The sequence below is a fragment of the Planctomyces sp. SH-PL62 genome, from assembly GCF_001610895.1.
Taxonomy (GTDB): Bacteria; Planctomycetota; Planctomycetia; order Isosphaerales; family Isosphaeraceae; genus Paludisphaera.
This window is the reverse complement of the sequence record NZ_CP011273.1, coordinates 2,511,834-2,536,392: the sequence shown is the minus strand read 5'-3', so window position 1 is coordinate 2,536,392 and position 24,559 is coordinate 2,511,834. Positions and strand designations below refer to the sequence as shown.

Sequence of the window (24,559 nt, the reverse complement as noted above, 5' to 3'; positions counted from 1 at the left end):
CCCGCCCCGCCCCGTCCCCCTCGGCGGGGTTCGCTCAGGCGTCCCGGTGGTCGCGGAAGAAGTCGAGGACGGCGGCCTTGCGCTCGGCGGTGATGGAGTCGCTGAGGCGTTCGCGCTCGTCGGCCGGCATGGGGACGAAGGTGCGGGCGAGCTCGACGTTGCGGTCGATGAATTCGAGCTTGGGCATCCCCAGGCTCGCCAGGCTGACGGGGAGCGAAAGCGAGTAGGCCAGCAGCTTCTCGACCGGGGCGGCGTCGAGGATCTGCTCCTGGGCGAAGACTTTCATGGCGATGATCCCCATCTCCTTGCGGACGGCGACGGGGAGGGCGAGCGCCTCGAAGCCTCCCTCGGCCATCGGCGTCGCCTTCATCCCCCCCTTGGCGTCGGCCATGCGGGCCGTCGCGGCGTTGAGGGCCATCTGGGTCGCGTCGAAGTCGTGACGCTCCAGCGCCGTCTTCAGGGCGGCCGGCGCGGCGTGGCAGGTGATCCCCACGGCGCGGACGATCTTCTGATCGCGGGCCTGGTGGAGCGCCTTCAGCACGCCGTCGGGCGCCTCGATCCTGGCGAGGTCCTCCGGCCCGGAGAGGGCGTGGATGTGGACGACGTCGAGGCGGTCGGTCCGCAGCCGCTTGAGGCTCAGTTCAAGCTGCCGTTTCGCTTCGTCCCCGGTGCGGGCCCCGAGCTTCGTCGCCACCGTGACCCGATCTCGCCACTCCGGCAGGATCCGACCGATGCGTTCCTCGCTCTTGCCGTCGCCGTAGCTGTGGGCCGTGTCGATGTAGGAGATCCCCAGGTCGAGGGCCCGCGTCAGGGCCTCCAGCGCCCGGTCCTCGTCGTACATCAGGAACCGGCTCCCGGAGCCGAATCCGAGGATCGAGACCTGCATCCCGGTCTTGCCGAAGGGACGGGTCGGCAGCCTGGGGGCGTCGGCCGCGCCGAGGGCGGGGACGACCGCGGCGCCCGCCGCGGCCTGGATGAACTGGCGTCGGGAAACGTCCATGGGGGGCTCCTCGTTCGCGGACCGAAAACGTCGGGAACGGCGGCCACGCGCCGGTTTCGGCATCGTAGCCGCTCCCGGCCGTCGAGGCCAGCGGCTTCGAAACCAGGCCGGAGGCGGCACGTTCCTTGCAACGGGTCGGGGTGGAGTCTCCGCCACGCTGCGGGGCGACGAGAACCCGATCCTCGAAGGAGAACGACATGAACCACGATCATCCCGACAAGACGGGCGCTTCCCTGGGCGAGAGCACCGGACCCGTCGGCTCTGTCGCCGACATCCGCGAGCACATGGAGGTCTACGCCTCGTGCGGCACCAAGGTCGGGCTTGTCGACCACGTCGAGGGCGACACGATCAAGCTCACCAAGCGCGAGAGCCCGGACGGCCAGCACCACCGGATTCCGACCTCCTGGGTGGCCAAGGTTCACGACCACATCCACCTGACCAAGAACCATAAGGAAGTGCAGAGCGAGTGGCAGCCGGCCTGAGCGTCGCGCTTCGCGATCGGGCCGGGGGAGGCTCCCCGGCCCTCGCATCGCGCCCCTTCCCAGCAGGAGTCGCCATGACGCCCGATGCGCCCGTGCCGGACGCGATCCCGACGCCCGACCCTCCCCGACCGGCCCCCGCCCTGCCGCCGGATTTCCCGACCATCCCCAGGCCCGAGCCGCCACGCTCGCCGTTCCCGAGCCATCCCGAGCCGTCCCCCGGCTCCCCCTCCCCTTCGCCGACGAACCCGCCCTCCTCTCCCCCGGGGCCGACGGCCTGACCCCCGACCCCGGCCGTCGAGCCAGAACGGCTCGGCTCCCCGGCCGGGAGATCCGGCTTTGCTCGCGAGCCGGGCGAGGTCGGGCCGGGCGACGCTTCCGTCGCACGTCGTCGGGCCTCGGCTGTGGGCGGGACGCAACGAGTGTTTCGCCGGATCACCAGGATTCTCGCCTTGCACGCATTCGTGCGGCCGTCGCGGTCCCTTCCGGGTTGAAGGGCGTAAGGATTCCATGACGACGAAGCGTCACGGCCTGCTCCGCCGCGTGAGGAGTCTTCTCGAAGCGACGAAGGAATCTCGATGCCCAGGCCTTTTTCCCTGCCCGCCGCCTGTCTCGCGGTCTGCTTGATGGGTGCGACCGCCGGTCGCTGCCCCGCCGCCCTGATCGTCGGCGATCCGTCCGCCAGTTCGAGCAACACGGGGTCCAACTACTCCGTCGACCTTGAGGTCGCGACCGTCAGTGCCAACAAGGCCTCGCTGACCTTCGTCGTGAGCAACTTGACGCCCGCGTCCGTCGGCGGCTACCTCACCGCGTTCGTCTTCAACAACCCGGGCGCGATCACGAGCGCCAGCCTCGTCAGCTCCTCCCTCCCCGGCATGACCGACTTCTACTTCACGAACAACCAGGTCAACGCCCAGCCGTTCGGCGGGTTCGACTTCGGCGTCGGGTTGACGACGGCGAACCAGAACAACGTCTTCGAGGGGGGAGGCGCGCCGTCCAACGGCCTGGGGATCGGCGGCGTCGCCACCTTCGTCCTCTCGGTCGGCGGGACCGGCGTGGGCAGCCTGACGACCTCGGACTTCGTGAACGCCCTGAGCACCGGCGGCGAGTTCTTCGCCGTGCGGTTCCGGGGCCTGAACGGCAACCTCAGCGACAAGGTCCCCGGGACTCTGGGGACCTCCGTGGGCCCCGGCGCCGTGCCCGAGCCGGCTTCCGTCGCCTTGATGGGCCTGGGCCTCGTGGGCGTCGCGGTCGTCGCCCGCCGCCGGGCCGGGTGAAGTAGGAGCGGCGATCCTGGACGTGGGGCCGTCCCTCCTCGGCCTCCGCCCCTCCTCGAATTTTCGGCCGGTGATCGACGGGCTTCGGCCCGTCCTTTGCTTTTCCAGGACCGGCGTTGACCCCCTTGCGTCTCCTGGGCGAGCCACGATGAGCGGAACCTCGATCGCGTCGGAATTCCGGGATGTCATCTATGCGGCGGCCGGGGCCGGCCCGCTGCTCCAGCGCGATTACGTCGCGGTGATCGAGTCCGGGCCCTGTTCTCCGGAGGACCTCGCACGGCTCCTCCGCGAGCGTTTCGTGGAATTCGGCCCGCGCGAGACCGCCGCGTTCGAGCGGTCCGCAGGCTCCGGCCCCTTGCGGATCGGCGATGAGATGTCCATCCGGATCGGTGGGGTGATGCCCTGTCGCGTCCGCGTCGTCCAGGCGGACGACCTCGTCCTCACGCTCCGCACCCTTTGCGGCCATCCGGAGGCCGGTCGGATCAGCTTCAAGGCGGGGCGTGACGACCAGGGACGGCTGACCTTCCACATCCGCAGCCGCGCCCGGTCCGGCGGGCTGCTCCACTACCTCGGCTTCCTGGTGCTGGGACGGACGATGCAGGCCCGTTGCTGGATCCGATTCATCGGTCGACTCGCCGAGACCTGCGGAGGCCGCCTGTCCGGGCCCGTCCGCGTGCGAACCTCCACGGTGCCGATGACCCCGCACGACGGCGAGGGGCCCGAGCGCTCCACCTTCGACGACGAGGGCTGACCGCATGGCCCTGTTCCGGATCGGCAGGGGATGGAGCGAATCCGAGATGCGCGGCTACCTGGAGGCGCTCAAGGACCGCGCGGTCAACTTCGATACGCCCATCGATGAGATGGTCGCGGAGAACGGCTGGACCGTCGACGGCGGCGAAGACGAGATCGGCGTCGAGCCCCCCGGCCCGCCGATCCCCGACGGGGTCTTCGCCCGCGCCCGGCAGGCGATCATCAATTACGACTTCTCCGATCCGAGCATCGTCGTGGGCCACTTCGACCCCGACACGCCCCCCCCGGGCCGCGACATGCTGCTGGAGCTGAAGGTCCTGGGGCTCCGGTTCCTCTGCGGCGTCCGCGTCCACAGCGTGCGCGACGAGACGACCGACCGGTTCAGCTATTTCGGGTTCCGGTACGACACCCTCGAAGGCCACGTCGAGAGGGGATTCGAATGGTTCCTCATGACCAAGGACCATGAAACCGGCCGGGTCCATTTCAAGATCGAGGCCCACTGGCGCATGGGCGCGTTTCCCAACGTCTGGAGCCGGGTCGGGTTCCAGTTGATCGGCGAGCATTATCGCTCGCTCTGGCGTCGGCGCGCGCCCGAGCGGCTCCGGGAAGTCGCCCGCAAGCCGGCGGCCAAGCCCGTCGCCGCGCCGGGCCGGCTCGCCCATCGCGGCGACGAGGAGGCGGCGCGGACGACCCCCGAGGCCGGCCGTTGAAGTCAAGGCCGACCCGGTCCGGCCGGGTCAGTCCGATCCGTGGAGCTTCACGATCTTGTTGTAGAGCCCCATGATCAGGAACGGGGCCACCCACTGGCCGACGAACTGCGAGTCCCGGTCGCGCCCGGCCAGCCGGAGCCCGAGCGAGGCCCCGACCGCGCCGAAGGCCATCCCGAGGTAGAATCCCGAGGGGATCTGGCTCGTGTACTGCTCGATCACCTTGGTCGTCAGACCCTCCTCATGCTCGCGAGGGCGGACGCCCACGCCTTCGAAGACGGCTTCGGTCATCAGCATTTCTCCATGGAAAGTCGGGGAAGGGCCGAGGGGACGCCCCCCCGACCCATCGACGTTCAGGCGAACGTCGGCGCGGGGGGCAAGGCGGCGAAATCGAGCGGGCGGCCGGGTGGGTCGGCCGAGGGGCCGGCGGTCAGGACTACGTCGACGGTGGCGACGTAGAGCCGGAGCCCGCCGCGCCGCGGCCCCGGCCCGAAGCCGCTGCGGACGATCCGCAGGCGGCCGGCGGGGAAGCCGGCGAACGGCCGGTCGTTGCAGCAGCCCTGGAGGCCCGCCCGGACCTCGTCCGAATCGCCGAGTTCGAGCCGGCGGCAGGGGGACGTCGGGGACGCGCCGAGGCCCGCGAAGGCCTCGCGCACCGAATCCTCGAATGGTCGGAACCGGAGCGACGGGGTGGGATCGGCCGCAGCCTCGGCTCCGGCGCGGACGCCCGCGCCCAGGCCCAGGCCGAATCCGAAGGGGAGAGCAGCCCCGAACGCGGAGAGGAGGGATCGTCGACTGGGTGGCATCGTGGATCATCCTTCACAGAGGGCCGGGCCGAGAGGGCGGGAGACGCCCCCTCGGGAATCGACGACCGTCGGCGGGCTCAGCGCTCGGCCCCCGCGCGGTCCCAGAACCGGAGCTTGCGGCAGGCCTCGACGAACTTCTTGGCGTCGTCGGCGGCCTTCAAGGGGATGACACCCTCGTCGAGGTTCCCGGCGACCCCCGCCTTCTCGAACAGCGGCATGGCGTCGGCGACGTAGGCCACGAACTTCCGGTGGGCGACGGCGTCGGCGACGAAGTCGCGGGCCGAGGGGAGCGTGATCAGCAGCTCCGCCCCCTCTTTCGAGGGGAGGATCGCCACGGCGTCGAAGAGGACCGAGGGCCCCCCCTCCAGCTTCTCGTGCGCGTCCCGCCAGGCGCCGGCCGAGTCCTTGACGCCGCCGACCTCGGGCGCGATCAGCTTGAGCGTCGCCCCCTCGGCCTTCAGCGCATTCGCCAACGCGTCGAGCAGGCCGGCGTCGACGCCGTCGGTCACCAGCGCGCCCACCTTGCGGCCGGCGAAGCTCTTGGGGCCGTTGAGCACGATGCTCAGGGCCGGCGAGGGCTTCAGGTCCTGCCGCGTCGGTTTGGCCGCGTCGGCCGCCTTGGGCATCTCCTTCAGGCGGAGCTGCTTGGCCACCGTCTCGGCCAGCGCCTGGTCGATGTTCAGCAGATGCGAGACGACCCGCGAGCGGATCGCCGGCGTCTCCACCTTGCTTAGCTCGAACGTCAGCGCGTTGGCGATGTGCGTCCGCTCGATCTCGGTCTGGCTGATGTAGAACTGCCGGCCCTGGCTGTAGTGGTCGGCGAACGTCTCCGAGCGGACCCGCAGCTTGGGGCCTTCCACGGGCGCGGGGAAGCTGTGGAAGCCCTTGTCGGGGCTCTCGCGCGGGCCGACGCCCCACGAGTTGGGCTCGTAGTTCACCCTCCCCTTGGGGTTGTGCATGGCCATGTGGCCGTCCTGCTGGAAGTGCGCGAACGGGCACTTGGGGGCGTTGATCGGGATGTGGGTGAAGTTCGGGCTCCCCAGCCGCTTGAGCTGGGTGTCCAGGTACGAGAAGTTCCGGCCCTGGAGGAGCGGGTCGTCGCTGAAGTCGATCCCCGGGACGACGTTCTGGGTGCAGAAGGCGACCTGCTCGGTCTCGGCGAAGAAGTTGTCGACGCAGCGGTCGAGAACCAGCTTGCCCACCGGGCGGATCGGCAGTTCCTCCTCGGGGATGATCTTGGTCGCGTCGAGCACGTCGAAGGCGAACTTCTCGGCGAAGGCCTCGTCGAAGACCTGGAGCCCCAACTCCCACTCGGGGAAGTCGCCGGCGTGGATGGCGTCCCAGAGGTCGCGGCGGTGGAAGTCCGGGTCGGCGCCGTTGATCTTCACCGCCTCGTTCCAGACCACCGACTGCAGGCCCTGCTTGGGCTTCCAGTGGAATTTGACGAACGTCGACTTCCCGGCGGCGTCGACCATGCGGAACGTGTGGACGCCGAAGCCTTCCATGAACCGGAACGACCGCGGGATGGCCCGGTCCGACATGATCCACATGATCATGTGCATGCTCTCGGGGGAGAGCGAGACGAAGTCCCAGAAGTTGTCGTGGGCGCTCTGGGCCTGGGGGAAGCCCCGGTCGGGCTCCTGCTTGACGGCGTGGACCATGTCCGGGAACTTCATCGCATCCTGGATGAAGAAGACCGGGATGTTGTTGCCGACCAGGTCCCAGTTCCCCTCCTTGGTGTAGAGCTTCACGGCGAAGCCCCGGACGTCGCGCGCCAGGTCGAACGACCCCTTGTTGCCGGCGACGGTGGAGAACCGGACGAAGGCCGGCGTCTTCTCGCCCTTGCGCTGGAAGAGGTCGGCCCGGGTGAGGTCCGCCAGCGGTCCGTAGTTCTCGAAGTAGCCGTGGGCGCCGAAGCCACGGGCGTGGACGACGCGCTCCGGGATGCGTTCGTGGTCGAAGTGGAAGAGCTTCTCGCGGAAGTGGAAGTCCTCCAGGAGCGTCGGCCCGCGGGCACCGGCCCGGAGCGAGTTCTGGTCGTCGGAGACGGGGATGCCCTGCTGCGTGGTCATCGCCGGGAGGTCGCCCCCGGCGACCTGGTGCGTCTCCCCCCCGGCGCCGACGTTCACATCCGCCTCGCCGTAACGCGCGGCCTTGCGCGCCTTGTCGTCAGCCTGCTCGGCCATGAGGTTGCCTCGGTCGTCTGGGAAAGGAATGCGTTCAAGCGTCCACAATCCCGTTTCTCGGAGGCAAAAGGCGTACCGCCCCGACCGGGGCGCGAGCGGGCCGGGCTCGACGCTCGGGTCGGAAGGTCGTCACGGCGACGGGGCGCGGGACTTCAGGACGTACCAGTGGGTGCCGCCGGCGACGGGGAGCTTGATGCGGAGGCCGCCGTCGACCGGCTCGGGCCGGGAACGGGCGGCGATCCGGCCGTCGGCGGCCAGGGCCAGCAGTTCCAGGTCCGTCGCCTCGGTCCTCAGGACGACCGTCCCGACGACCGGCTCGGAGACGTACGCGGCCCGTTTCTTCGGGTCGGCCGTTGCGCGGGCCATGGCGGTGATCAGGATGAAGCGGGACTTCGCCAGCGGCTCGTCGTCCACGCTGGTGAGGGCGACGACGGCCTTCCTGGTCTCGATCGCGAAGCTCGCGTCGGCCGTGGCGACGGCCTCGCCGCCGATCCAGCCCGAGGCCGCCTGGGACTTCGGGGAGTCGATCACCTGCACGCCCCGCTTCCAGTCGCGGGTGACCTGGCCGGTGTCCGACTTCACGAACGACTGGCCCTCGGGGATCATGTCGCGGTCGGGGTCGTCCAGGACGATCGCCCCTTCGGGGGCGGGGGCCGGCTTCAGCCAGGGGAGTTCGCGAGTCTCGGGCAGGCCGATCGTCAGCCGGCTCTGCTCGACCAGGGTGCGGATGGTCGCCGAGGTCTCCGGGCTCAGTCGGCGGCCGTAGAGCTGCTCCGGCGAGAGCGCGAGGTGGTAGGACTTCGCGGCCGGCGCGACGTGGCCTTTGCGGTAGAGCAGCGCGGCGGCGGGCATCATCCCCGTGAGCGCCGGGTCGGCGTACGTCGACCAGGTCGAGGGCTTCTTGGGCCGCGGGAGCACCTCCTGCGAGTAGTTGTAGATCATGGGGGCGTCCCAGCCTTGCAGGGCCGACGCGGCGGCCACGTAGAGCGGCGCGGTGAAGCGGTCCTCGGCCGGATAGGGGACGTTCCATTCGGTGACGGTCAGCGGCTTGCCCGCCAGCTGCGCCGCGCCGATCCAGGGGATGAAGTTCGCCTCGTAGCGTGGGTCGGCGTCCAGGGCCTCGGCCTTGCCGTAGGAGTGGACGTCGATGACGTCGCCGTCGCTGAGCGAAGGGAGGTTCCAGAGGGGCGAGTCGCCCCAGTAGTTGGTGGTGGCGATCAGCCCCCGGAACCCCCCGCGGCGGACGTCGCCCAGGAACAGCTCGTTGAACCGGTGCTCGACGGCGTTGAGGTAGATCTTGCTCGGCCCCGGCACCCAGGTCTGGCCCACCTTGTCGGCGGAGAGGCCGTGCTCGGCGGCGAACGCCTGGGAGTCGCGGGTGAACAGGGCGTTGTGGTACGGCCGCTTCTGGTTCGGCAGGAACATGTGGCCGAAGTGGTTCCCCAGGTCGTTCTCATTGGTGATGAGGACCGCGGCCACCGCCGGGTCGTCCTTGTACGCCAGGCCGGTGTGCGGGTTGACGTGGTCCAGGTATTGCTTCTGGAACTCGCGCATGAGCCGCTGGACGTCGGTGTTGTAATACGAGAAGCCGGCCGCCAGCCGCTTCGCGGCGTTGACCTCGGACTGGCCCTCGGTCAGGCCGTCGTCGTCCAGGAAGGCGCGGCCCACGTGCAGGTCCATCCAGACGTAGATTCCTTCATCCTTCAAACACTTGATCCACCAATCGATCTTCTCAAGCGACACCGGGTCGAGCCGGCGGGTGGTTTTGGGCTTCGTCCCGAAGACGTTCGGGGAGACCCACGGGGAGTCGTGGTGATGGATGCGCATCAGGTTGTAGCCCAGTTGCGCCATCCGTTTCGCCTGGGCTTTCGCGAGTTCGGGAGGGGTCTCGAACAAGGTGTAGGCCGCGATGTTGCCCCCCCAGAAGCGCACCGGGGAGCCGTCGCCGCGGACCAGTCGGTCGCCGTCCGCCTTGATGAATCCCCGCCGTCCGGCCGGTCGGTCGTCGGCGTTCAGGAACCGCAGGTCCACCGGGCTGGCGTCCCAGGCCACCGCCCCCGGGAACCACGTCTCGGGCGTCGCCGGGGCGTAGCGCTCGGCGGGGGTCGGCGTGCGGGTCGCCCCTTCGGGAAGCGTCAGGGTCATCCGGTACGTCTTCTCGCCCGGCTCCACCCGATCGGACATGAAGAAGACCCGCACGCCGTTCTCGGCGTAGACCTTGGCCGCCGAGGGAGCCACCTTCAAAGCGATGGGGAAGCCCGGCGCCGGCTCCCACGTCCAGCCGGTCGCGCCCGGCAGGATCTTCGCCGGCGGCGCCGCGCCCCCCAGGACCGTCGATTTCAGCTTGGTCGACCATTGCAGGCCACCGCCGATCGCTTCAGGCATCGCCTCGGCCGATTTCAGCCGGTATTCCATCTCCAGGACGTTGGGGGCGAGCGGGCGATAAACGGCGGCGAGATCCGTCTTGAGCTTCTCGATCCTCGCCGAGAGCGTCGCGCCGCCGCCGGACGTCGGCCGATATTCGACCTGCGACGGGTTCGTCCACGCCCACTTCGGGCCCCAGTAGACGTGGCTCGATTCCAGGACCACCGACCCCTTGCAAAGCACCCGCACCGCCCCGCTGGGGAGGATCATCCACGTCCAGTCACTCGCCTCGATCACGGGGATCGGCCCGCGCTCCGGCGCCGCCTGGGCCTCTCCCGAGCGGGTCGAAGCCGCCGAAGCCCGCGCGTCCGCCGTCGCCGCGACGTAATGCAACGACCAGGCCAGGACCGCCGCCGCGATCGGCGAGACGACGTAGAACAGGCGTGATTTCATGATGCTCCAACTCCCCGTACGGCCCCCGCGCGGCGTATTCGCGGCCCCCGACGGCCGCCCGACCCCTCGCGCATCGTAACCGATCCTCACGCCCACCCGAAAGCCGACCGCGCAAGGACCGCCATCGTCGGCCCTCCCCCCGCGACCAGCGATGCGAAGGTGCGGAATCCACGGCGCCACGGCGGAGCGGTCGAGTCTTATGAAGCCTAGTCCACCACGCGCCGTTGTCGCCGCCGACTTCGTTCGGCATGGGAACGACCGGAAAATCCGATCGTCCCCGTGGTCCGAACGGCTCGCCCGGACGTCGAATACCTGGGAATCCGGGACCATCCCTCGTCCCGGTCCCCAGGCTTCCCGGGAGAACTTCCGGGATCCGGGGCGAGCCCCAATTTGGCGGTTCGCGTTGATGAGACGCGGCGCGGCCTGATAATCTCGACCGTCGGCCGTCACGAAGCTTGGGCGGTCGCCGTCGTGTCGATATCGAGAGGGGGCGCGCGTCCCGCGCGGGCGACGGGGATTCTCGGGGTGCAGGGGGATTTTGAAAGTGGCCGACGCTTCCGCGTCCGAATCGGAATGTTGCCTCGTCATCTCGCACTACAACGCCTGGCCGACCGATCAACTCGTCGCGCTGCTCGATCAGACGTTGGAGATCCCGGCGGGCGTCCCGTTCCACACGCGAGTGGTGGTCAATCAGGCCCGCCCGATCCCGTTGTCGCTCCCCGAGCGGCATGCGCACGTCGAGGTCTTCCATCGCCCGAACCTCGGGTACAACATCGGCGCCTGGGACCACGGCTGGCGGATGGGCGAGCCGTTCGAGTTCTACCTCTTCCTCCAGGAAGAGTGCATCCTCCTGCGGCGCGACTGGATGAAGCGGTTCCGGGACGCGGCGTCGGCCCCGGGAGTCGGCCTGGTGGGGGAATCGCTCGGGAGCAAGGCGTCCTGGACGAGGCTGAGGGGGGAATCGAAGGGCCTGAAGCGGCTGTTCGATTATCCCCGGTACACCGTGCCGGCCGCCCGGTACGAGATGCTGACGAAAACGGCCCGGGAGCGCGGGATCGACCTTGGCCGGGACGGCCGGCACCTGCAGTCGCTCATCTTCGCGGCCCGTCGCGAGGTGCTGGAGCGGATCGACGGCTTCGAGGCCACGGCGGTCGAGTACTCGCGGGCGGTGATCTCGGAGATCCTGGCGTCGAAGGCCGTCACCACGACGGGGTTGGAAGTCCGCCAGGCGGGATGGCTGCCGTTCTCCGTCATCTCGCACCCCCAATGGAAGCGGCCGATGTGGCAGGAAGTCCTGGAGGCGACCGTCCTCCGCGGGGTCCCGCCGCGGCTGCGATGGCTCTCGTTCCTCGCCTACTACTCGCTGAAGACCCGCGCGGCGCGGGTCGTCTCCTGGAAATAGCCCGCCGCGGCCCTCGCTCGCGGCCGAGGGGCCGCCTCACAACCGCGCCACCGCCGGGAAGCCGCCCGAGGTCGACGCCTGCGCGGAATCGCCGCCCGGAGCGGCCCGAGCCGCCGGGGACTCCCCAGACGGGGGCGGGTGTGCCATAATCTCGGGGTGGATTTCGGGCGATCGGCCGTCGCGGAGGATCGCGCCGGGATGGGTCGGGAGGGGGTCGGTAATGGTCTCGGTGCATCTGCTTCCGTCGATGATGCCGCCCGGAGCCCTGCGCGGCGGGGTGGCGGTCGTGATCGACGTCCTTCGGGCCTCGACGACGATCGTCCACGCCCTGACGCATGGCTGCGCGATGGTGATCCCCTGCGCGGAGATCGACGAGGCCCGCCGGGTCGCGGCCGGGCTCCCCGCGGGGACGGCCCTGCTCGGCGGCGAGCGCCACGGCGAGCCCATCGCCGGCTTCGACCTGGGGAACTCGCCGGGCGATTACACGACGGACGTCTGCCGGGGCAAGACCCTGGTGATGACCACCACCAACGGCACGCGCGCCCTGCTGGCGAGCCTGGAAGCCGAGACTGTGCTGGTCGGCGCGTTCGTCAACTTCGCCTCGACCGTCCAGCGGCTGATCCACGAGGAGCGGCCCGTCCACCTGGTCTGCGCCGGGACCGAGGGGAGGGTCAGCTACGAGGACGCCCTCCTCGCCGGCGCGTTCGCCAGCCGGTTCGCCGACCTCGAGCACGACCTGGGCAACGACGAGGCCGAGATCGCCCGCGGCCTGTGGGAGCGCGTCCAGGAGACCGTCTGGGCCCACGAGCGGCACGGCGGCCGTCCCGGCGAGGAGCCCCCGCTCGTCCGCTACCTCAAGCGCGGCGCCGGCGGGCGTCGGGTCGTGGAGCTCGGCCTGGGGGACGATGTGGAACTCGCCGGCACCCTCAACCGGACCGACTGCCAGACGGTCGTCGAGCTGGCCCGCGACCCCCTGCGGCTGGTGGCCTCGGATTAATTAGCGGAGCGGGCCCCGCCCCGCCCGAAGAGATCGATCGAGAACGGAAGACGAGCGGCTTCGGCCTCCTTAGGGAAAAGAGAACGACGATGGAACTGGAAATGGACAAGCTGGTCTCGCTGTGCAAGCGGCGAGGGTTCATCTTCCCTTCGAGCGAGGTCTACGGCGGGATCAACGGCTTCTGGGACTACGGCCCGCTGGGCGTGGAGCTGAAGCGGAACATCAAGGACGCCTGGTGGCGCGACAACGTCCAGATGCGCGACGACATGGTCGGCCTGGACTGCTCGATCATCATGAACCCGAGGGTCTGGGAGGCGTCGGGCCACCTCGGCGGCTTCAGCGACCCGATGGTCGACTGCCGCTCCACGAAGGAGCGCTACCGGGCCGACCAGATGTACGTCTTCGCCTACGTCTTCCCGGCCGCGAACGCCAAGGGGGAGCCGACCGAAGCCTGGCTCGCCAGCCTGGGAGGCACGCCCGAGGAGGCCGTCGGCCCCGCCGAGAAGCGCGCCGCCAAGCTCGCCAAAAAGTTCGGCAAGCCGGTCGACCCGCCGGTCGTCACGCCCTACCTGGAGATCGCCGAGGACGACCGGATCAAGGTCATCGGCCCCTCCACCGACGAGGCCGGGACCCTCACCGAGCCCCGCTCGTTCAACCTGATGTTCAAGACCTTCGTCGGGGCTTTGGAGTCGGACTCGAACGTCGCCTACCTGCGGCCCGAGACCGCCCAGGGGATCTTCGCCAACTTCAAGAACGTGGTCGACACCGCGCGGGTGAAGCTGCCGTTCGGGATCGCGCAGGTCGGCAAGAGCTTCCGGAACGAGATCAACCCCCGCAACTTCACGTTCCGCTCGCGGGAGTTCGAGCAGATGGAGATCGAGTTCTTCTGCCGCCCCGAGGAGGCGAAGGACTGGTACAAGTACTGGCGGGACTCGCGGTACGCCTGGTACACGACCCTGGGCCTGAAGTCCGAGAAGCTCCGGCTCCGCGACCACGACGCCGAGGAGCTGGCGTTCTACTCGCAGGCCACGGCCGACATCGAATACGCCTTCCCGTTCGGCGTCAGCGAGCTGGAGGGGATCGCCCACCGCGGCGATTACGACCTGACCCAGCACATGAAGTTCAGCGGCAAGGACCTCTCCTACTTCGACGAGGAGAAGAAGGAGCGGTTCGTCCCCCACGTCGTCGAGCCCTCCGCCGGCGCCGACCGCGCCACGCTGGCCTTCCTGTGCGAGGCCTATCAGGAGGACGAGGTGGGCGGCGACATCCGGACGGTCCTGAAGTTCCACCCCCGGATCGCCCCCGTGAAGGCCGCCGTCTTCCCTCTGGTGAAGCGCGACGGCATGCCCGAGAAGGCCGAGGCGATCTATCGCGAGCTGAAGAAGGATTACAACGTCGCGTACGACGAGAAGGGGGCCGTCGGCCGCCGCTATCGTCGCCAGGACGAGGCGGGGACCCCCTTCTGCATCACCATCGACAGCCAGACGGCGACCGACGACACGGTGACGTTCCGCGACCGCGACAGTTGCCGCCAGTGGCGCGTCCCCGCCGCCGGCGCCGCGCAGGCCCTGCGCGACCTGCTCGACGGCCGGTCCGTCCCCGGGGCCGAGTGACGTCGACCCTCGCCGGTCGATCGCTCCCCCCCTCGCCCCGGAGTCGGCGCCTGCCATGAAGCCTTGCATCAGCCAAGCCACGACGATGAACGCCTCGCTCGAGGCCGACTTCAAGGCCTACGGCCGAGGGGGCTGGACCCGGGTCGAGCTCTGGATGACCAAGGTCGAGGAGTACCTCCGCGACCACACGCCGGCCGACCTCCTCAAGCTGCTTGAGGAGAACGGCCTGACGGCCGCCGCCGCCGCCGGCCAGGGGGGGCTCCTGCTCTCTCGCGGAGCCGAGCGGGGCGTCCACTGGGACCTCTTCCGCCGCCGCCTGGCCCTGCTCCAGGAGCTTCGGGTCCCCGTGCTGGTCGTCGCAGTCGACTTCAACCGGACCCTGACCGACGACGACTACCCGCTGGCCGCCGCCTCGCTCGCCGAGGCCGGCGAGCTGGCCGGGAAGCACGGCGTGAAGCTGGCGCTCGAATTCCAGAAGGGCGCCGCCTTCTGCGCCAGCCTGGACACGACCCTCGCCCTGATCTCCCAGTGCCGCTCCCCCCACGTCGGGGTCTGCCTGGACCTGTTCCACTACTACACCGGGCCCAGCAAGTTCGAGGACCTCGCCTACCTGAACCTCGAGAACCTCGCCTGGGTGCAGATCTGCGACCTGGGAGGGACCCCCCGCGAGCTGGCCGGCGACGCCGACCGCATCCTCCCCGGCGAGGGCGACTTCCTGATCGCCCCGATCCTCGACCACCTGGGGGCGATCGGCTACGACGGCCCGGTGTCGCTGGAGGTCCTCAACCCGTCGCTCTGGGCCTCCCCCGTCGACCGGGTCGCCGACTTCGGGCATCAGGCGACGACCCGCGTCCTGGGGCGCTGGAACGACGAGGCCGGACCCGACGCCGCCGCCGACGCGGGGCGGGGAGGGCGTTGAGCGTGTCGAGCGTGGCGACGATGCAACCCACCGCGGCCGTCTTCCACGAAGAGCAATACTTCGACTGGAAGGTCTACGCTCTCATCGGGACGCTGGAGATCCTCTGCGGCGCGGCGATCCTCTGGTGGACCCACCGCGCCGACGTCGACGGGCTGATCGCGCACGCCTGGTCGCTGGAGTTCGGCCTGGGGCTCTTCGCCGGCCTGGGCCTGCCGTTTCTGCTCATCGTCTCGGTCCTGCACATGACCACCGAGGCCACGGCCGACCTGGTGACCGTCTGGTACGGCTGGGTGCCGATCTACCGCCGGACGATCGCGATGGCCGAGGTCAAATCGTGCGACGTGGTCACCTATCGGCCGCTCCTGGACTACGGCGGCTGGGGCTGCCGCCGACGCGCCGACGGCGACCGCGCCTTCACCGCCCGGGGCGACCGCGGCGTCCGCCTCACCCTCCCCGACGGCACCCACCTCCTCATCGGCAGCCAGCGCCCGGACGAGCTCGCCGACGCCCTCGCCCGCCCCCCCCGCCCCGACGCCGCCTGACGCCGGAGATTCCCGGCCGGAAGGGCGAAGGTTCAACCCTTGCACAACGGATGGGGTCGACTACACTGGTCCCCGTGCCGCCGCGCCGTCGAGGGGCGACGCGAGGGGGCGACGAGCTTCGACTCCGGGCGAGGGGGCCCTTGATGCGACTCCAGGATCTGAAATGGCCGGAGGTGGACGGGCTCTCGCGAGACCTGCCGATCGTCGCGCCGATCGCGGCCGTCGAGCAGCACGGGCATCACCTGCCCGTGTTCACCGACAGTATGCTCCTCGGCGAGGTCGTCCGGCGCGCGTCGGAGGCCCTGGGCGACCGGGTCGTCTGGGCCCCCCTGCTCTGGCTCGGGAACTCGCATCATCATATGGACTTCCCCGGGACCCTCTCGGCGGAGCCCCGGACGTATCTCGACCTTCTGGGCGGGCTGATCGAGAACTTCCTCGCCCACGGCTTCCGCCGGATCGTCTTCCTGAACGGCCACGGCGGCAACATGGTGCCGTCGAGCCAGGCGATCTTCGAGGCCCGCCAGCGGCACCGCGAACGCAAGGATCTGCTGCTTCTCTCGGCCACCTACTGGGCCTCCGGGCCGCAACCGCCGGACCTCGGGCCGGGGTTCGTCCAGGACCACATGGAACACGCCTGCGAGTGGGAGACGTCGATGATCCTCCGGCTCGCCCCCCACCTCGTCGGGCCGACCAAGGACCTGCCGCACGTCTCCGGGGCCGACGGCTTCGCCCCCGCCGCGCACGGCTGGACCACCAAGGACCGGAGCGAGTCGGGGCACATCGGCGATCCCCGCCACGCCTCGGCCGAGAAGGGCGAGACCCTCTTCCGGCGCTTCTCAACCGACGTCGTCGCATTTCTGGACAAGGTCATCGCCTGGGACGGCCGCTCCTGGAGCGGGAACGAGGGCTCCGCATGAACGGCGACGACACGACTATCGCAACCTCGCCCCCGCCCCCGACGCCGAAGACCGAGGCTCCGCTCTCCTGGCGGACCTGGGCCGTGTGCGGCCTGATGCTGCTGGCGACGGCGCTCAACTACATGGACCGCCAGGCCCTGGCGCAGCAGGCGAGCGACGTCCAGGCCGAGCTCCACCTGACCAACGAGGACTACGGGAACCTGGAATTCTGGTTCGGGATCGCCTTCGCCACGGGCGGGGTGGCGACCGGGTTCCTGGTCGACTGGCTCAGCCTGCGCTGGCTGTATCCGGCCATCCTGCTGGCGTGGTCGGCGGTCGGCTTCCTGACCGGATCCGCCACGTCGTATCAAGAATTGCTCGTATATCGCGTCCTCCTCGGATTCTTCGAGGCGGGCCAGTGGCCGTGCGCGCTGGCGGCCTCGCAGCGGCTCCTCTCGCGGAGCAACCGGGCGCTGGGGAACAGCGTGTTGCAGAGCGGGGCGTCGCTGGGGGCCATCGCGACGCCGCTCATCGTGCTGCTGCTGAACTCCGGCGGGATGGGGGGCTGGCGGACCCCTTTCCGCGTGATCGGCGCGCTGGGGGTCGTGTGGGTCGTCGCCTGGATGATCCTGATCCGCCCCCGAGACCTGGCGACGCCCGACGTCGATCCCGCATCCGACGAGGCCGGCGACGCGTCCGCGACGGAGGGCGCGGGGGGGACGGCGGTCCGCCGCATCGCCGTGCTGATCGTGGTGGTCATCGCCATCAACCTCTGCTGGCAATACTTCCGCGCCTGGATGCCGAAGATGCTGGAGGAGGAGCACGGCTACGGGAAGCAGGCGGTCCAGTTCTTCTCGTCCGCCTACTACGTCGCGGCGGGGATCGGCTGCCTGGCGGCGGGGATCCTCTCGCGAAGGCTGGCGACGGGGCGGGTGTCGGTCCACGCCGCGCGGATGGCGACTTTCGCCGTCTGCATCGGGCTGACCGCGCTGAGCTGCCTGGCGGCCTATCTGCCGGCGTCCGGGCTCCTGCTCGGCCTGTTGCTGGCGGTCGGCTTCGGTTCTCTGGGCCAGTTCCCGATGTATTACGCGTTCACCCAGGAGATCTCGGTGCGGTACATGGGGCGGGTCACGGGGCTCTTAAGCTTCACCGCCTGGATCGCCGTGGGACGGATGCAGAAGGACATCGGTCGATGGATCGACCGCACCGGCTCCTACGCCGCCCCTACCTGTCTCGCCGGGCTCGTCCCGGTCGTCGCCCTGGTGGCGATGCTCCTCTTCTGGCACCCCCCCCGCCGTCGAGATGAGCCGACGCCCCGGCCCTGATCCAGCCGGCCGTTTCGAGATTCCGCCGCCGATCGGAGGACAGGAGGGCCGATCGGCGCGCGGATGTCGCTCAATTCCTTAGGGCGGACGGTCGCCCTCGTCGTCGGCCGTCCTTGAGGGCCGTTCGCGCCCTCGTTCGTCTCCGGCCCTCCAGGGGGATGGGCCCGTCGTCGCGTGGACCGTGCGGTGAATCGCCGCGGCGGCCGGCCGCTCCCGCGCGCCTGCGATGACGCATGAAGTACGAATGATCATTGTCCACGATGACTGATGATTTCAAGACTTCGCCTGGGATGGCGGGGGAGGCCGGGATGCAGGGCTTTTTCGCGTATTTCGGCCCCGAGGTCCAGATGCCGCTGGCTTCGCTGCTGGCGTCGATCGTGGGGATGGTGATGATCGCCGGCGCGGCGCCCCTGCGCGTGGCGAAGCGGTTGTGGGCCCGCGTGGCCCCGGCCGCGGCTCGGCGGGGGCCTCGCGGCTGAGGCTCCCCGGTCTCTCGACGTGGGAGGGACGGATTTGGACGACCACGCGACGACGTGGGACGAGGCCGCACGCGCCGGGCGACCGGCGGCCCGCGAAGCCTTCCGCACGGCGCTCTGGTTCGGGCTGGCGGCGGGGGGGATCGAACTGCTCCTGCTGATCCTCCGGGTGCAGGTCCAGGAGGGCGGATTCTTCCTGCGCAGCCGACATTTCGTCTGGATGGTGCCGGCCTCCGGCCTGATGCTGTTCACGGCCCTGGGGACCGTTGCGGCGGGGCTCGCCGCATGGCGGGGGACGCACGCCGGGGTTCGTCGCGCGATCCTCGGCCTGTACGTCTTCACGGCGTTCCTGGGCTGGTTCCTGCTTGTCCGGGGCCTGGAGGCGGTCGCCTGCGGGCTGATCGCGCTGGGGTTCGCCGCCCGTGGCGCCCCCTGGCTCGATGTCCGCCGCGCGGGCCTGCGACGGGTCGTCGGCCGGTCCCTCCCGGTCCTCGCGCTCGGCCTGGTCGGGCTGGCGGGGGCGAGCTTCCTGCGCGACGCGCACGAGGCTTCCGGGCGGGGCGTCGGCCGCGAGGCCCAGGCCGGGGAGGTGCGCAACATCCTCCTGATCGTGCTGGACACGGTGCGCGCCGATCGCCTGAGCTTGCATGGATATGATCGCCCCACCTCGCCCACCCTGGAGCGGCTGGGGGCGGAGGCCGCGGTCTTCGAGCAGGCGAGGGCGGCCGGGGCGTGGACCCTGCCGTCGCATGCCTCGATGTTCACGGGGCGATGGCCGGGGGAGCTGGGCGTGGAGCGTCGAGGGTGGCTCGACGCCGCGGCGCCGACCCTGGCGGAGCGTTCCCGAGACGCCGGGCTGGCGACGGCCGGCTTCGTCGCCAATCCCTTCTTCTGCGGCCGCGAGTCGGGCCTGGCGCGGGGGTTCCAGGTCTACGCCGACTATCCGATCACGTCCGGCGAGGTCCTCCGCTCCTCCAGCCTGGGCTGGCTCCTGGCCCGCTCGTGGCTCCGGCTCGGCGCCTTCCTGGGGGCGCGGTCGACCGTCGGCGCGGTGCGGGACGTGGACCTGGACTTCTCGCGCAAGGACGCCGCGACGGTCTCGCGCGAGTTCCTCGGCTGGCTCGACCGCCGGGGCGACCGCCCGTTCTTCGCCTTCCTCAACCTGTTCGACGCCCACGACCCGTACCTGCCGCCGCCGCGGTTCGAGGCGAAGTTCGCCGCCGGGTCGGTCCCGGACACGCCCCATCTGCTCCGCGACTGGCAGCGGGTGGACAAATCGAAGCTGACCCCGGCCGACGCCCAGGCCGCGCGCGACGCCTACGACGACTGCCTCGCCGCGCTCGACGCGCAGCTCGGCGATCTGATCGAGGCCCTCCGCGAGCGGGGCGTCCTCGACCGGACGGTCCTGATCCTGACGGCCGACCACGGCGAGCAATTCGGCGAGCACGGCGAGTTCGGCCACGGGCTGAGCCTGCACGACGAGGAGATCCGCGTCCCCCTCCTGATCCGCGCGCCGGGCCTCGCGCCCGAGGGACTCGTCGTGCCCGACGCCGTCAGCCTCCGCGATCTCGCCGCCACGGCGATGGACCTGTCGGGGCTCGCTCCCCACACGCCCCCCCTTCCCGGCTCCTCGCTCGCCTCGCTCTGGCGCGAGCCCCGGCCCGGTCCGGCCGCGATCTCGCCCGCCTTCTCCGAGCTTCGTGGGCCGGTCGACGATCGCGACGCGCGGCCGATCGCCGAGGAGGAAGACGGCCTGCCGAACTCGTGGCGCAGCGTCGTCGCCGACGGCCTCGCCTATCTCCGCCGCGGCGACGGTCGCGAATCGCTCTACGACCTGGCGACCGACCCGACGCAGACTCGTGACCGCATCGACGATCCGAGCCTGGCCGACGCCTTGCAGGTCTGCCGTCGAACGCTGGACGAGCAGGCCCCGAACCTCGCGCCGGTCCATCAAGGCGAGCGGGACGTCGCGAGCCGTCCCCCCGCCCCGCCGTCGTCGAGGCCCTGAGATCCGTCGCGCTCCCGGGAGTCCGAGATCGATCGGGCGTTCAGGTCGTCGGCGCGGGGTCGAGGTGGAAGTCGATGACGAGGGGGAGGTGGTCGGAGGCGTCGCGGGCGAGTCGGCTGCGGGCGATCCGGGCGTGTCGGACGGTGACGGGGCCTCGGGTGTAGGCCTTGTCGAGGGCCGTCATGGGGAGGTAGGCGGGGAACGAGCGGAACCGGGACCGGGGCGCGGTGACCTGATGGAAGCCGGAGCGGCCGAGCGCCCCCTTGATTCCCAGGGTGTTGCGCCAGTCGTTGAAATCGCCGACGATCAGGGTGGGGTGGTGGCTCGCCTCGCGAAAGAGGGCGTGTTGCATCAGGTGGTCGGCCTGCCAGTGCCGCTCCTTCTCGGCGAGGCCGAGGTGCCAGTGGACGAGGTGGAGCGGCCCTTCGGGCGTCTGCACGACGCACATCTGGGCGCCACGAGGCTTGCGGCGTTGCAGCCGCAGGGAGACCTGATGGTGCGACTGGAAGGGCCAGCGCGAGAGCACGAGGTTGCCGTAGCCCCCCTCCTTCAGCTTGACGTTGAGCTGGTAGAGGTGCGCGGCGGGGCGGAAGGCCTCGATGAACCGCCGGGGCTGGTCGTCGTGGCGGGTCCGCCGCACGGCGCGGTCGACCTCCTGGAGGCAGATGATGTCCGGGTTCTCTTTCTCGACGACCTCGATCACCCGATCGAGCCGATAGCGTCGGTCGCGGCCGCCGATTCCCTTGTGGATGTTATAGCTGAGGAGTCTCATGGGTTCCGTCGCGGGCTCCGATCGAGGGATCATGCCCGGCCAGGCGGGTCAGGCCTGACCGGTGTGCTTGACGTCCGAGCCGGCGGGGCCGTGGTGCTCGTGTTCGTCGTGCGGGTCGGTCGCGTCGTCCGTCGCCTTCCGGCGTTCGAGGTGCTGGCGGAGGCTCTCGCCGTCCTCGACCGCGGGGTGCGAGGGGCCGTCGACGCCCAGGTGGATCGGCGCGTCGAGGGCCTCGTCGGCCTCGAAGGTCGTCGGGGGGGGATTCCAGCGCGCCCGGTGGAGGGCGCGGACGATGACGTAATGGTTGAAGGCCCGATAGGTGAACCAGAAGCCGACGACGTTCGGTCCGGGGACCAGCCAGAGGAGCAACCCTGTGACCGGGGCCAGCACGCCGTCGACGATCAGCCAGAAGAGGTGCGATCGCGCCCGTCGGGCGAGGTAGCGCTTCCAGATCGTCCGGGCTTTTCGCTCCGGGAGGGAGGCGGGGTGGCGAACGACGACGACGTCGACCGCGCCGAGCCGGGCCAGCAGCTCCTCGTCGGGGCGGCGGCCGGAGTGGAGCCAATCCCAGGCCCGTCGCGACCAGCGCGCGGCGGTCCCTTCCGACTCTTTCCAGCGGGCCTCCATCTCCGCCCACTTCCGTTCGGCCCAGGCCCGGACGCCGGTCGGCTTCGCCGACTCGTCGACCGCGAGTTCGCACGGATCGGCGTAGAAGAAGGGGCGGCCGTGTTCCGGCTTGAGGTAGAGGATTTTCACGGTGGGACGGGGGCTCCAGCGGGCCAGGGGCGTCGGTCCTCCCGGGAAACAGGACGGCCGACGACTCCAGGATAGCCGGGGAGCCCCGCGGTCGGAAGACTCGCGGGCCGTCGTGGGACCGCTCAGGGGCTCGCGGGCGAGGCGGGCGGGCGGGACAAGAGCCCGATCCGGTGCTCGACGCGGGCCTGCTCGGCGTCGACCCGGCCCGAAAGATAGGCGGCGTCGAAGAGGCGGGCGAGGCTCATGAACTGGTCGAACTCGGGCGCGACGACCTCGTCCGACCGGCCCTGGCGGCGGGCGGTCGCCCTGACGAAGAAGTCGCGATGCTTGACGGCCAGGTCACCGAACGCGATCAGGTCGAGATAGGCGAAGGCCTCGCAGTCGGGAAAGGCCGCGGCCCTGATCGCGCGGAAGCGGTCGCCGGCGTGGGCGTCGGCGCCGGCCTCCATGTAGCGGGCGACGGCCTCGGCGGAAGTCCCCACGATCAGCCGACGCGACTGGGGGTCGATCGCGAAGGCGAAGGGATACGGGACATCGAGCGAAGTGACGCCGTCGCGTGTGCGGACCTGGGCGGTCGCCGGCGCCCGCTTCTCATCCAGCGCCAGCGCCGCCAGAACCGCCTTCAGGGCGTTGCCCAGGGCCTCGGCCGTGGAGGCGCGCGAGCCGCCGCCTCCGAGGTCGCGCGCGGCCTCCTCGTTGATTTCGATCGCGGCGACGGCGGGGAACGCGAGGCTCCCGTCGCGCGCCCCGGACGCGGCGTCGGCCGCCTCGGCGTAGGCGATCATCCGGGGGCCGAGCGCAGGCAGGACGCGGCTTCGGAGGTCCAGGCCCATCAGCAGCGCGGTCGCGATGGTCTCCAGCTTGGCGACCTTGGGCTGGTCCTTCTCGGGGGCCAGGCCGACGAGGAAACGGTAGACGCCCGGGACGTCGATGCGGAACGAGGCCGCCGCCAAGGCCGACGCCGGCATGTCGAGGAGCCGGGGCCCCGGGCCGATGCCGTCCGTCCCCGTCCGGAACGGGACGAACGTCGACTCGTGAAGGCGGTGGAACGACTCGGGCTTGAACGCCTGCACGAGCTGGAGCTGAACCCTGGAGTCGTCCACGATCAGGGCCGCGCCGACGCGGTTCGTCGCCGCCAGGTAATCGCGCAAGGCGTCGACGACCTTGCGACCGCCGGGGTCGTTCTCCGACGGCATGCTGTCGAGGACCCGCGAGACGAGGCCGGGGGCCACGAACGCGCGGGCCAGCGGTCGGCCCGACAGGCCGTCGGCCGCCTCGCGAAATCCGGGGGCGTCGATGAACGACGACCCGGCCGCGCCCGCCCCGGTCTTGCGGTCGATCACGTCCTGGATCAACGGCTCGGAGTTCGAGAACGCGAAGACGCCGTCGGGGAACAGCACGTACGATTCCGGGAGCTGGGGGGAGCCCTTCGGGTAGCGGCGGGTGGCGTAGGTCGTCCCCCCGCGCTCGGCCTCGACGACCTCGGCGAGTTCGCCGCCGCTCCGCTGGGCCTCGTCGATGCGGTCGATCAGCCGGCGGAGCAGCGCCGGGTCGCGGGCCTTCAGCACCAGGAGCCCTCGCGCGTGAGAAGGGTCGAGCGAGCGGCCTTCGGGGAGGAAGATCGCCAGGACCACCGCGTCGCCGAGGATGTCGTCCCGGACCTGTCCGTGGGAGACCTGGAGGAAGCCCAGGATCCGGTCGCGCGCCTGGCGGAAGTCGGTGACGTTGGGCGAGCCGATCCAGGCGCGGAACATCGGCAGTTCCTGGACCTCGCGCGCCAGGCTGGACTTCACGACCGTTTCCCAGCGACCCCTCAGGTCGTCCACGGCGAGCACCGCGCCGGCCTCGACCGGCACCAGTCGGAGCAATTCGTCGGCGGCCGGAGCGGGGCCGTCGGCGCGGGCGCCCCCGGCGAGGGCCATCGCCAGCGCCATCGAGGCCAGGAGGGAACGGGTCGCGAGCCCCACGGCCCCCCGCGAGTCGGGTGATCGTTCTCGGTGTCGGCGTCGATGGGGGGGGGCCGGCGGTTGCAGGCGGCTCGTCATGTCAGGTTCCCTCGGGATCGGCGGGGGGGACGGCGGGCGGTTCGGGGGTCGCGAGCCGGGGCGAGCGGAGGAAGCCGAACGCCTGCCTCGCCGTGTCGGAGAGCGGCCGCGCGCCGGCGGCGGCGTAGTCGCCGACGTGGTCCAGCAGGGCCGGGCGGAACGCCGAGGGGTCGAACATGGGGATCGGCTCGATGAACGGCGAGCCCCCGCCGACCGTCGAGCCGTCGCCCGCGGCGAGCGAGGCGTCGAGCATGGCGAGGCCCAGCCGGGCGGCCGGCTCCGAGGCCGTCCGGGCGAGCCGCAACGAGGCGTCGCGGGCGTCGGCGACCGCCGTCCGCAGCGAGCCCTCGACCGCCGCGGGGGCGTGCGCGTCGGGCCGGACCGGCTCGGGACGGGCGATCATCAGGTAGAAGCAGGCCGCCGCGGCGGCGAGCCCCGCCAGCGCGACCAGCCCCGTACGGCGGCCGAGGCGGCGGGGGGGAGCGGGCATCGGGAGGGCCGGGGCGTCGGCGACGGCCTCGAGGATGCGCCCGGCGGCCCCCGCCGCGTCGGCCGGGGCGGGGAGCGGGCGGGCGGACCAGGACCGCAGCGCGGCCCGCAGGGTCTCGAACTGGGCGTGGCGGAGCCGGCAAGGCGGGCACGCCTCGGCGTGTTCGCGGAGGCTCGCCTCGCGGTCGTGGCCGGACGCCGGTCGTTCCCCCGCGTCGCGACGGCGACCGGCCTCGGCGTCGAGCAGCTGGTTCCAGACTTGATCGAAATCGCGGCAGTTCATGGTCCGTGTCCGGT

At 70.8% G+C, this 24,559-nt stretch carries 22 protein-coding genes; 13 read left to right on the top strand and 9 right to left on the bottom strand.

Annotation, left to right across the window (positions count from 1 at the left end):
• Positions 1-34 precede the first annotated feature (34 nt).
• The gene (locus VT85_RS09785; protein WP_068414013.1) at positions 35-1,000 is read right to left on the bottom strand and encodes an aldo/keto reductase; all 966 of its coding nucleotides are present in this window, start codon (positions 998-1,000) and stop codon (positions 35-37) included.
• Between the two features lie 197 nt (positions 1,001-1,197).
• Here VT85_RS09785 and VT85_RS09780 point away from each other — a divergent pair, with 197 nt between their 5' ends.
• The 4 genes from VT85_RS09780 to VT85_RS09765 all read left to right on the top strand — a co-directional run bounded on the left by VT85_RS09780 (position 1,198) and on the right by VT85_RS09765 (position 4,216).
• Positions 1,198-1,482: a DUF2171 domain-containing protein gene (locus VT85_RS09780; RefSeq protein WP_082858488.1), complete on the top strand. Its 285-nt coding sequence runs from the start codon at positions 1,198-1,200 to the stop codon at positions 1,480-1,482.
• Positions 1,483-2,057: 575 nt separating this feature from the next.
• On the top strand, positions 2,058-2,756 hold the full coding sequence (locus tag VT85_RS09775; protein ID WP_068414009.1) for a PEP-CTERM sorting domain-containing protein: 699 nt from the start codon (positions 2,058-2,060) through the stop codon (positions 2,754-2,756).
• Positions 2,757-2,904: 148 nt separating this feature from the next.
• Positions 2,905-3,507, top strand: coding sequence for a DUF1990 family protein (locus tag VT85_RS09770; RefSeq protein ID WP_068414006.1), 603 nt, complete (start codon positions 2,905-2,907; stop codon positions 3,505-3,507).
• Between the two features lie 4 nt (positions 3,508-3,511).
• Complete coding sequence (locus VT85_RS09765) at positions 3,512-4,216, top strand: DUF1990 family protein (protein ID WP_068413999.1); 705 nt, start codon at positions 3,512-3,514, stop codon at positions 4,214-4,216.
• A gap of 27 nt (positions 4,217-4,243) precedes the next feature.
• Here the strand turns inward: VT85_RS09765 and VT85_RS09760 are convergent, their stop codons facing one another.
• The 4 genes from VT85_RS09760 to VT85_RS09745 form a co-directional block, all read right to left on the bottom strand.
• Positions 4,244-4,504 (bottom strand): hypothetical protein, encoded by a 261-nt coding sequence (locus VT85_RS09760; protein ID WP_068421738.1) that lies wholly within the window; start codon positions 4,502-4,504, stop codon positions 4,244-4,246.
• Positions 4,505-4,566: 62 nt separating this feature from the next.
• A complete protein-coding gene (locus VT85_RS09755; RefSeq protein ID WP_068413994.1) occupies positions 4,567-5,019 on the bottom strand; it encodes a hypothetical protein in 453 nt (150 codons plus the stop codon).
• Positions 5,020-5,096: 77 nt separating this feature from the next.
• Positions 5,097-7,205: a catalase gene (locus VT85_RS09750; protein WP_068413992.1), complete on the bottom strand. Its 2,109-nt coding sequence runs from the start codon at positions 7,203-7,205 to the stop codon at positions 5,097-5,099.
• A 129-nt stretch (positions 7,206-7,334) separates the two neighbouring features.
• Positions 7,335-10,022: a hypothetical protein gene (locus VT85_RS09745; protein WP_068413989.1), complete on the bottom strand. Its 2,688-nt coding sequence runs from the start codon at positions 10,020-10,022 to the stop codon at positions 7,335-7,337.
• Positions 10,023-10,566: 544 nt separating this feature from the next.
• Here VT85_RS09745 and VT85_RS09740 point away from each other — a divergent pair.
• The 9 genes from VT85_RS09740 (at position 10,567) to VT85_RS09700 (ending at position 20,200) form a co-directional block, all read left to right on the top strand.
• A complete protein-coding gene (locus VT85_RS09740; RefSeq protein WP_068413983.1) occupies positions 10,567-11,424 on the top strand; it encodes a hypothetical protein in 858 nt (285 codons plus the stop codon).
• 220 nt (positions 11,425-11,644) lie between these two features.
• Positions 11,645-12,421: a 2-phosphosulfolactate phosphatase gene (locus VT85_RS09735; RefSeq protein ID WP_068413980.1), complete on the top strand. Its 777-nt coding sequence runs from the start codon at positions 11,645-11,647 to the stop codon at positions 12,419-12,421.
• 89 nt (positions 12,422-12,510) lie between these two features.
• Positions 12,511-14,034 (top strand): glycine--tRNA ligase, encoded by a 1,524-nt coding sequence (locus tag VT85_RS09730; RefSeq protein ID WP_068413973.1) that lies wholly within the window; start codon positions 12,511-12,513, stop codon positions 14,032-14,034.
• Between the two features lie 55 nt (positions 14,035-14,089).
• Positions 14,090-14,953: a sugar phosphate isomerase/epimerase family protein gene (locus tag VT85_RS09725; RefSeq protein ID WP_068413970.1), complete on the top strand. Its 864-nt coding sequence runs from the start codon at positions 14,090-14,092 to the stop codon at positions 14,951-14,953.
• Between the two features lie 20 nt (positions 14,954-14,973).
• Positions 14,974-15,495: a hypothetical protein gene (locus tag VT85_RS09720; RefSeq protein WP_068413967.1), complete on the top strand. Its 522-nt coding sequence runs from the start codon at positions 14,974-14,976 to the stop codon at positions 15,493-15,495.
• Positions 15,496-15,638: 143 nt separating this feature from the next.
• The gene (locus tag VT85_RS09715; RefSeq protein ID WP_068413964.1) at positions 15,639-16,412 is read left to right on the top strand and encodes a creatininase family protein; all 774 of its coding nucleotides are present in this window, start codon (positions 15,639-15,641) and stop codon (positions 16,410-16,412) included.
• Entirely contained in the window at positions 16,409-17,716 is a 1,308-nt protein-coding gene (locus VT85_RS09710) for an MFS transporter (protein ID WP_068413961.1), read from the top strand. The genes VT85_RS09715 and VT85_RS09710 overlap by 4 nt, the downstream gene beginning before the upstream one ends.
• Positions 17,717-18,024: 308 nt before the next feature.
• Positions 18,025-18,195 (top strand): hypothetical protein, encoded by a 171-nt coding sequence (locus VT85_RS09705; RefSeq protein ID WP_156512776.1) that lies wholly within the window; start codon positions 18,025-18,027, stop codon positions 18,193-18,195.
• A gap of 34 nt (positions 18,196-18,229) precedes the next feature.
• Positions 18,230-20,200, top strand: a complete 1,971-nt coding sequence (locus tag VT85_RS09700; RefSeq protein WP_068413956.1) for a sulfatase — start codon at positions 18,230-18,232, stop codon at positions 20,198-20,200.
• 40 nt (positions 20,201-20,240) lie between these two features.
• Here the strand turns inward: VT85_RS09700 and VT85_RS09695 are convergent, their stop codons facing one another.
• From VT85_RS09695 to VT85_RS09680, 4 genes are all read right to left on the bottom strand, one after another.
• On the bottom strand, positions 20,241-20,972 hold the full coding sequence (locus VT85_RS09695) for an endonuclease/exonuclease/phosphatase family protein (RefSeq protein WP_068413950.1): 732 nt from the start codon (positions 20,970-20,972) through the stop codon (positions 20,241-20,243).
• Between the two features lie 48 nt (positions 20,973-21,020).
• Positions 21,021-21,728 carry a hypothetical protein gene (locus tag VT85_RS09690; RefSeq protein WP_068413947.1) on the bottom strand — a complete coding sequence of 236 codons (708 nt, stop codon included), beginning with the start codon at positions 21,726-21,728 and terminating at the stop codon, positions 21,021-21,023.
• 122 nt (positions 21,729-21,850) lie between these two features.
• Positions 21,851-23,773: a hypothetical protein gene (locus VT85_RS09685; protein ID WP_156512775.1), complete on the bottom strand. Its 1,923-nt coding sequence runs from the start codon at positions 23,771-23,773 to the stop codon at positions 21,851-21,853.
• A 1-nt stretch (position 23,774) separates the two neighbouring features.
• The gene (locus VT85_RS09680) at positions 23,775-24,545 is read right to left on the bottom strand and encodes a hypothetical protein (RefSeq protein WP_156512774.1); all 771 of its coding nucleotides are present in this window, start codon (positions 24,543-24,545) and stop codon (positions 23,775-23,777) included.
• Between the last annotated feature and the right edge of the window lie 14 nt (positions 24,546-24,559).

Coding starts and splice junctions, on each gene's coding strand:
- VT85_RS09785 (WP_068414013.1), bottom strand. CDS start 1,000: ATGGACGTTTCCCGACGCCAGTTCATCCAGGCCGCGGCGGGCGCCGCG.
- VT85_RS09780 (WP_082858488.1), top strand. CDS start 1,198: ATGAACCACGATCATCCCGACAAGACGGGCGCTTCCCTGGGCGAGAGC.
- VT85_RS09775 (WP_068414009.1), top strand. CDS start 2,058: ATGCCCAGGCCTTTTTCCCTGCCCGCCGCCTGTCTCGCGGTCTGCTTG.
- VT85_RS09770 (WP_068414006.1), top strand. CDS start 2,905: ATGAGCGGAACCTCGATCGCGTCGGAATTCCGGGATGTCATCTATGCG.
- VT85_RS09765 (WP_068413999.1), top strand. CDS start 3,512: ATGGCCCTGTTCCGGATCGGCAGGGGATGGAGCGAATCCGAGATGCGC.
- VT85_RS09760 (WP_068421738.1), bottom strand. CDS start 4,504: ATGACCGAAGCCGTCTTCGAAGGCGTGGGCGTCCGCCCTCGCGAGCAT.
- VT85_RS09755 (WP_068413994.1), bottom strand. CDS start 5,019: ATGCCACCCAGTCGACGATCCCTCCTCTCCGCGTTCGGGGCTGCTCTC.
- VT85_RS09750 (WP_068413992.1), bottom strand. CDS start 7,205: ATGGCCGAGCAGGCTGACGACAAGGCGCGCAAGGCCGCGCGTTACGGC.
- VT85_RS09745 (WP_068413989.1), bottom strand. CDS start 10,022: ATGAAATCACGCCTGTTCTACGTCGTCTCGCCGATCGCGGCGGCGGTC.
- VT85_RS09735 (WP_068413980.1), top strand. CDS start 11,645: ATGGTCTCGGTGCATCTGCTTCCGTCGATGATGCCGCCCGGAGCCCTG.
- VT85_RS09730 (WP_068413973.1), top strand. CDS start 12,511: ATGGAACTGGAAATGGACAAGCTGGTCTCGCTGTGCAAGCGGCGAGGG.
- VT85_RS09725 (WP_068413970.1), top strand. CDS start 14,090: ATGAAGCCTTGCATCAGCCAAGCCACGACGATGAACGCCTCGCTCGAG.
- VT85_RS09720 (WP_068413967.1), top strand. CDS start 14,974: ATGCAACCCACCGCGGCCGTCTTCCACGAAGAGCAATACTTCGACTGG.
- VT85_RS09715 (WP_068413964.1), top strand. CDS start 15,639: ATGCGACTCCAGGATCTGAAATGGCCGGAGGTGGACGGGCTCTCGCGA.
- VT85_RS09710 (WP_068413961.1), top strand. CDS start 16,409: ATGAACGGCGACGACACGACTATCGCAACCTCGCCCCCGCCCCCGACG.
- VT85_RS09705 (WP_156512776.1), top strand. CDS start 18,025: ATGCAGGGCTTTTTCGCGTATTTCGGCCCCGAGGTCCAGATGCCGCTG.
- VT85_RS09695 (WP_068413950.1), bottom strand. CDS start 20,972: ATGAGACTCCTCAGCTATAACATCCACAAGGGAATCGGCGGCCGCGAC.
- VT85_RS09685 (WP_156512775.1), bottom strand. CDS start 23,773: ATGACGAGCCGCCTGCAACCGCCGGCCCCCCCCCATCGACGCCGACAC.
- VT85_RS09680 (WP_156512774.1), bottom strand. CDS start 24,545: ATGAACTGCCGCGATTTCGATCAAGTCTGGAACCAGCTGCTCGACGCC.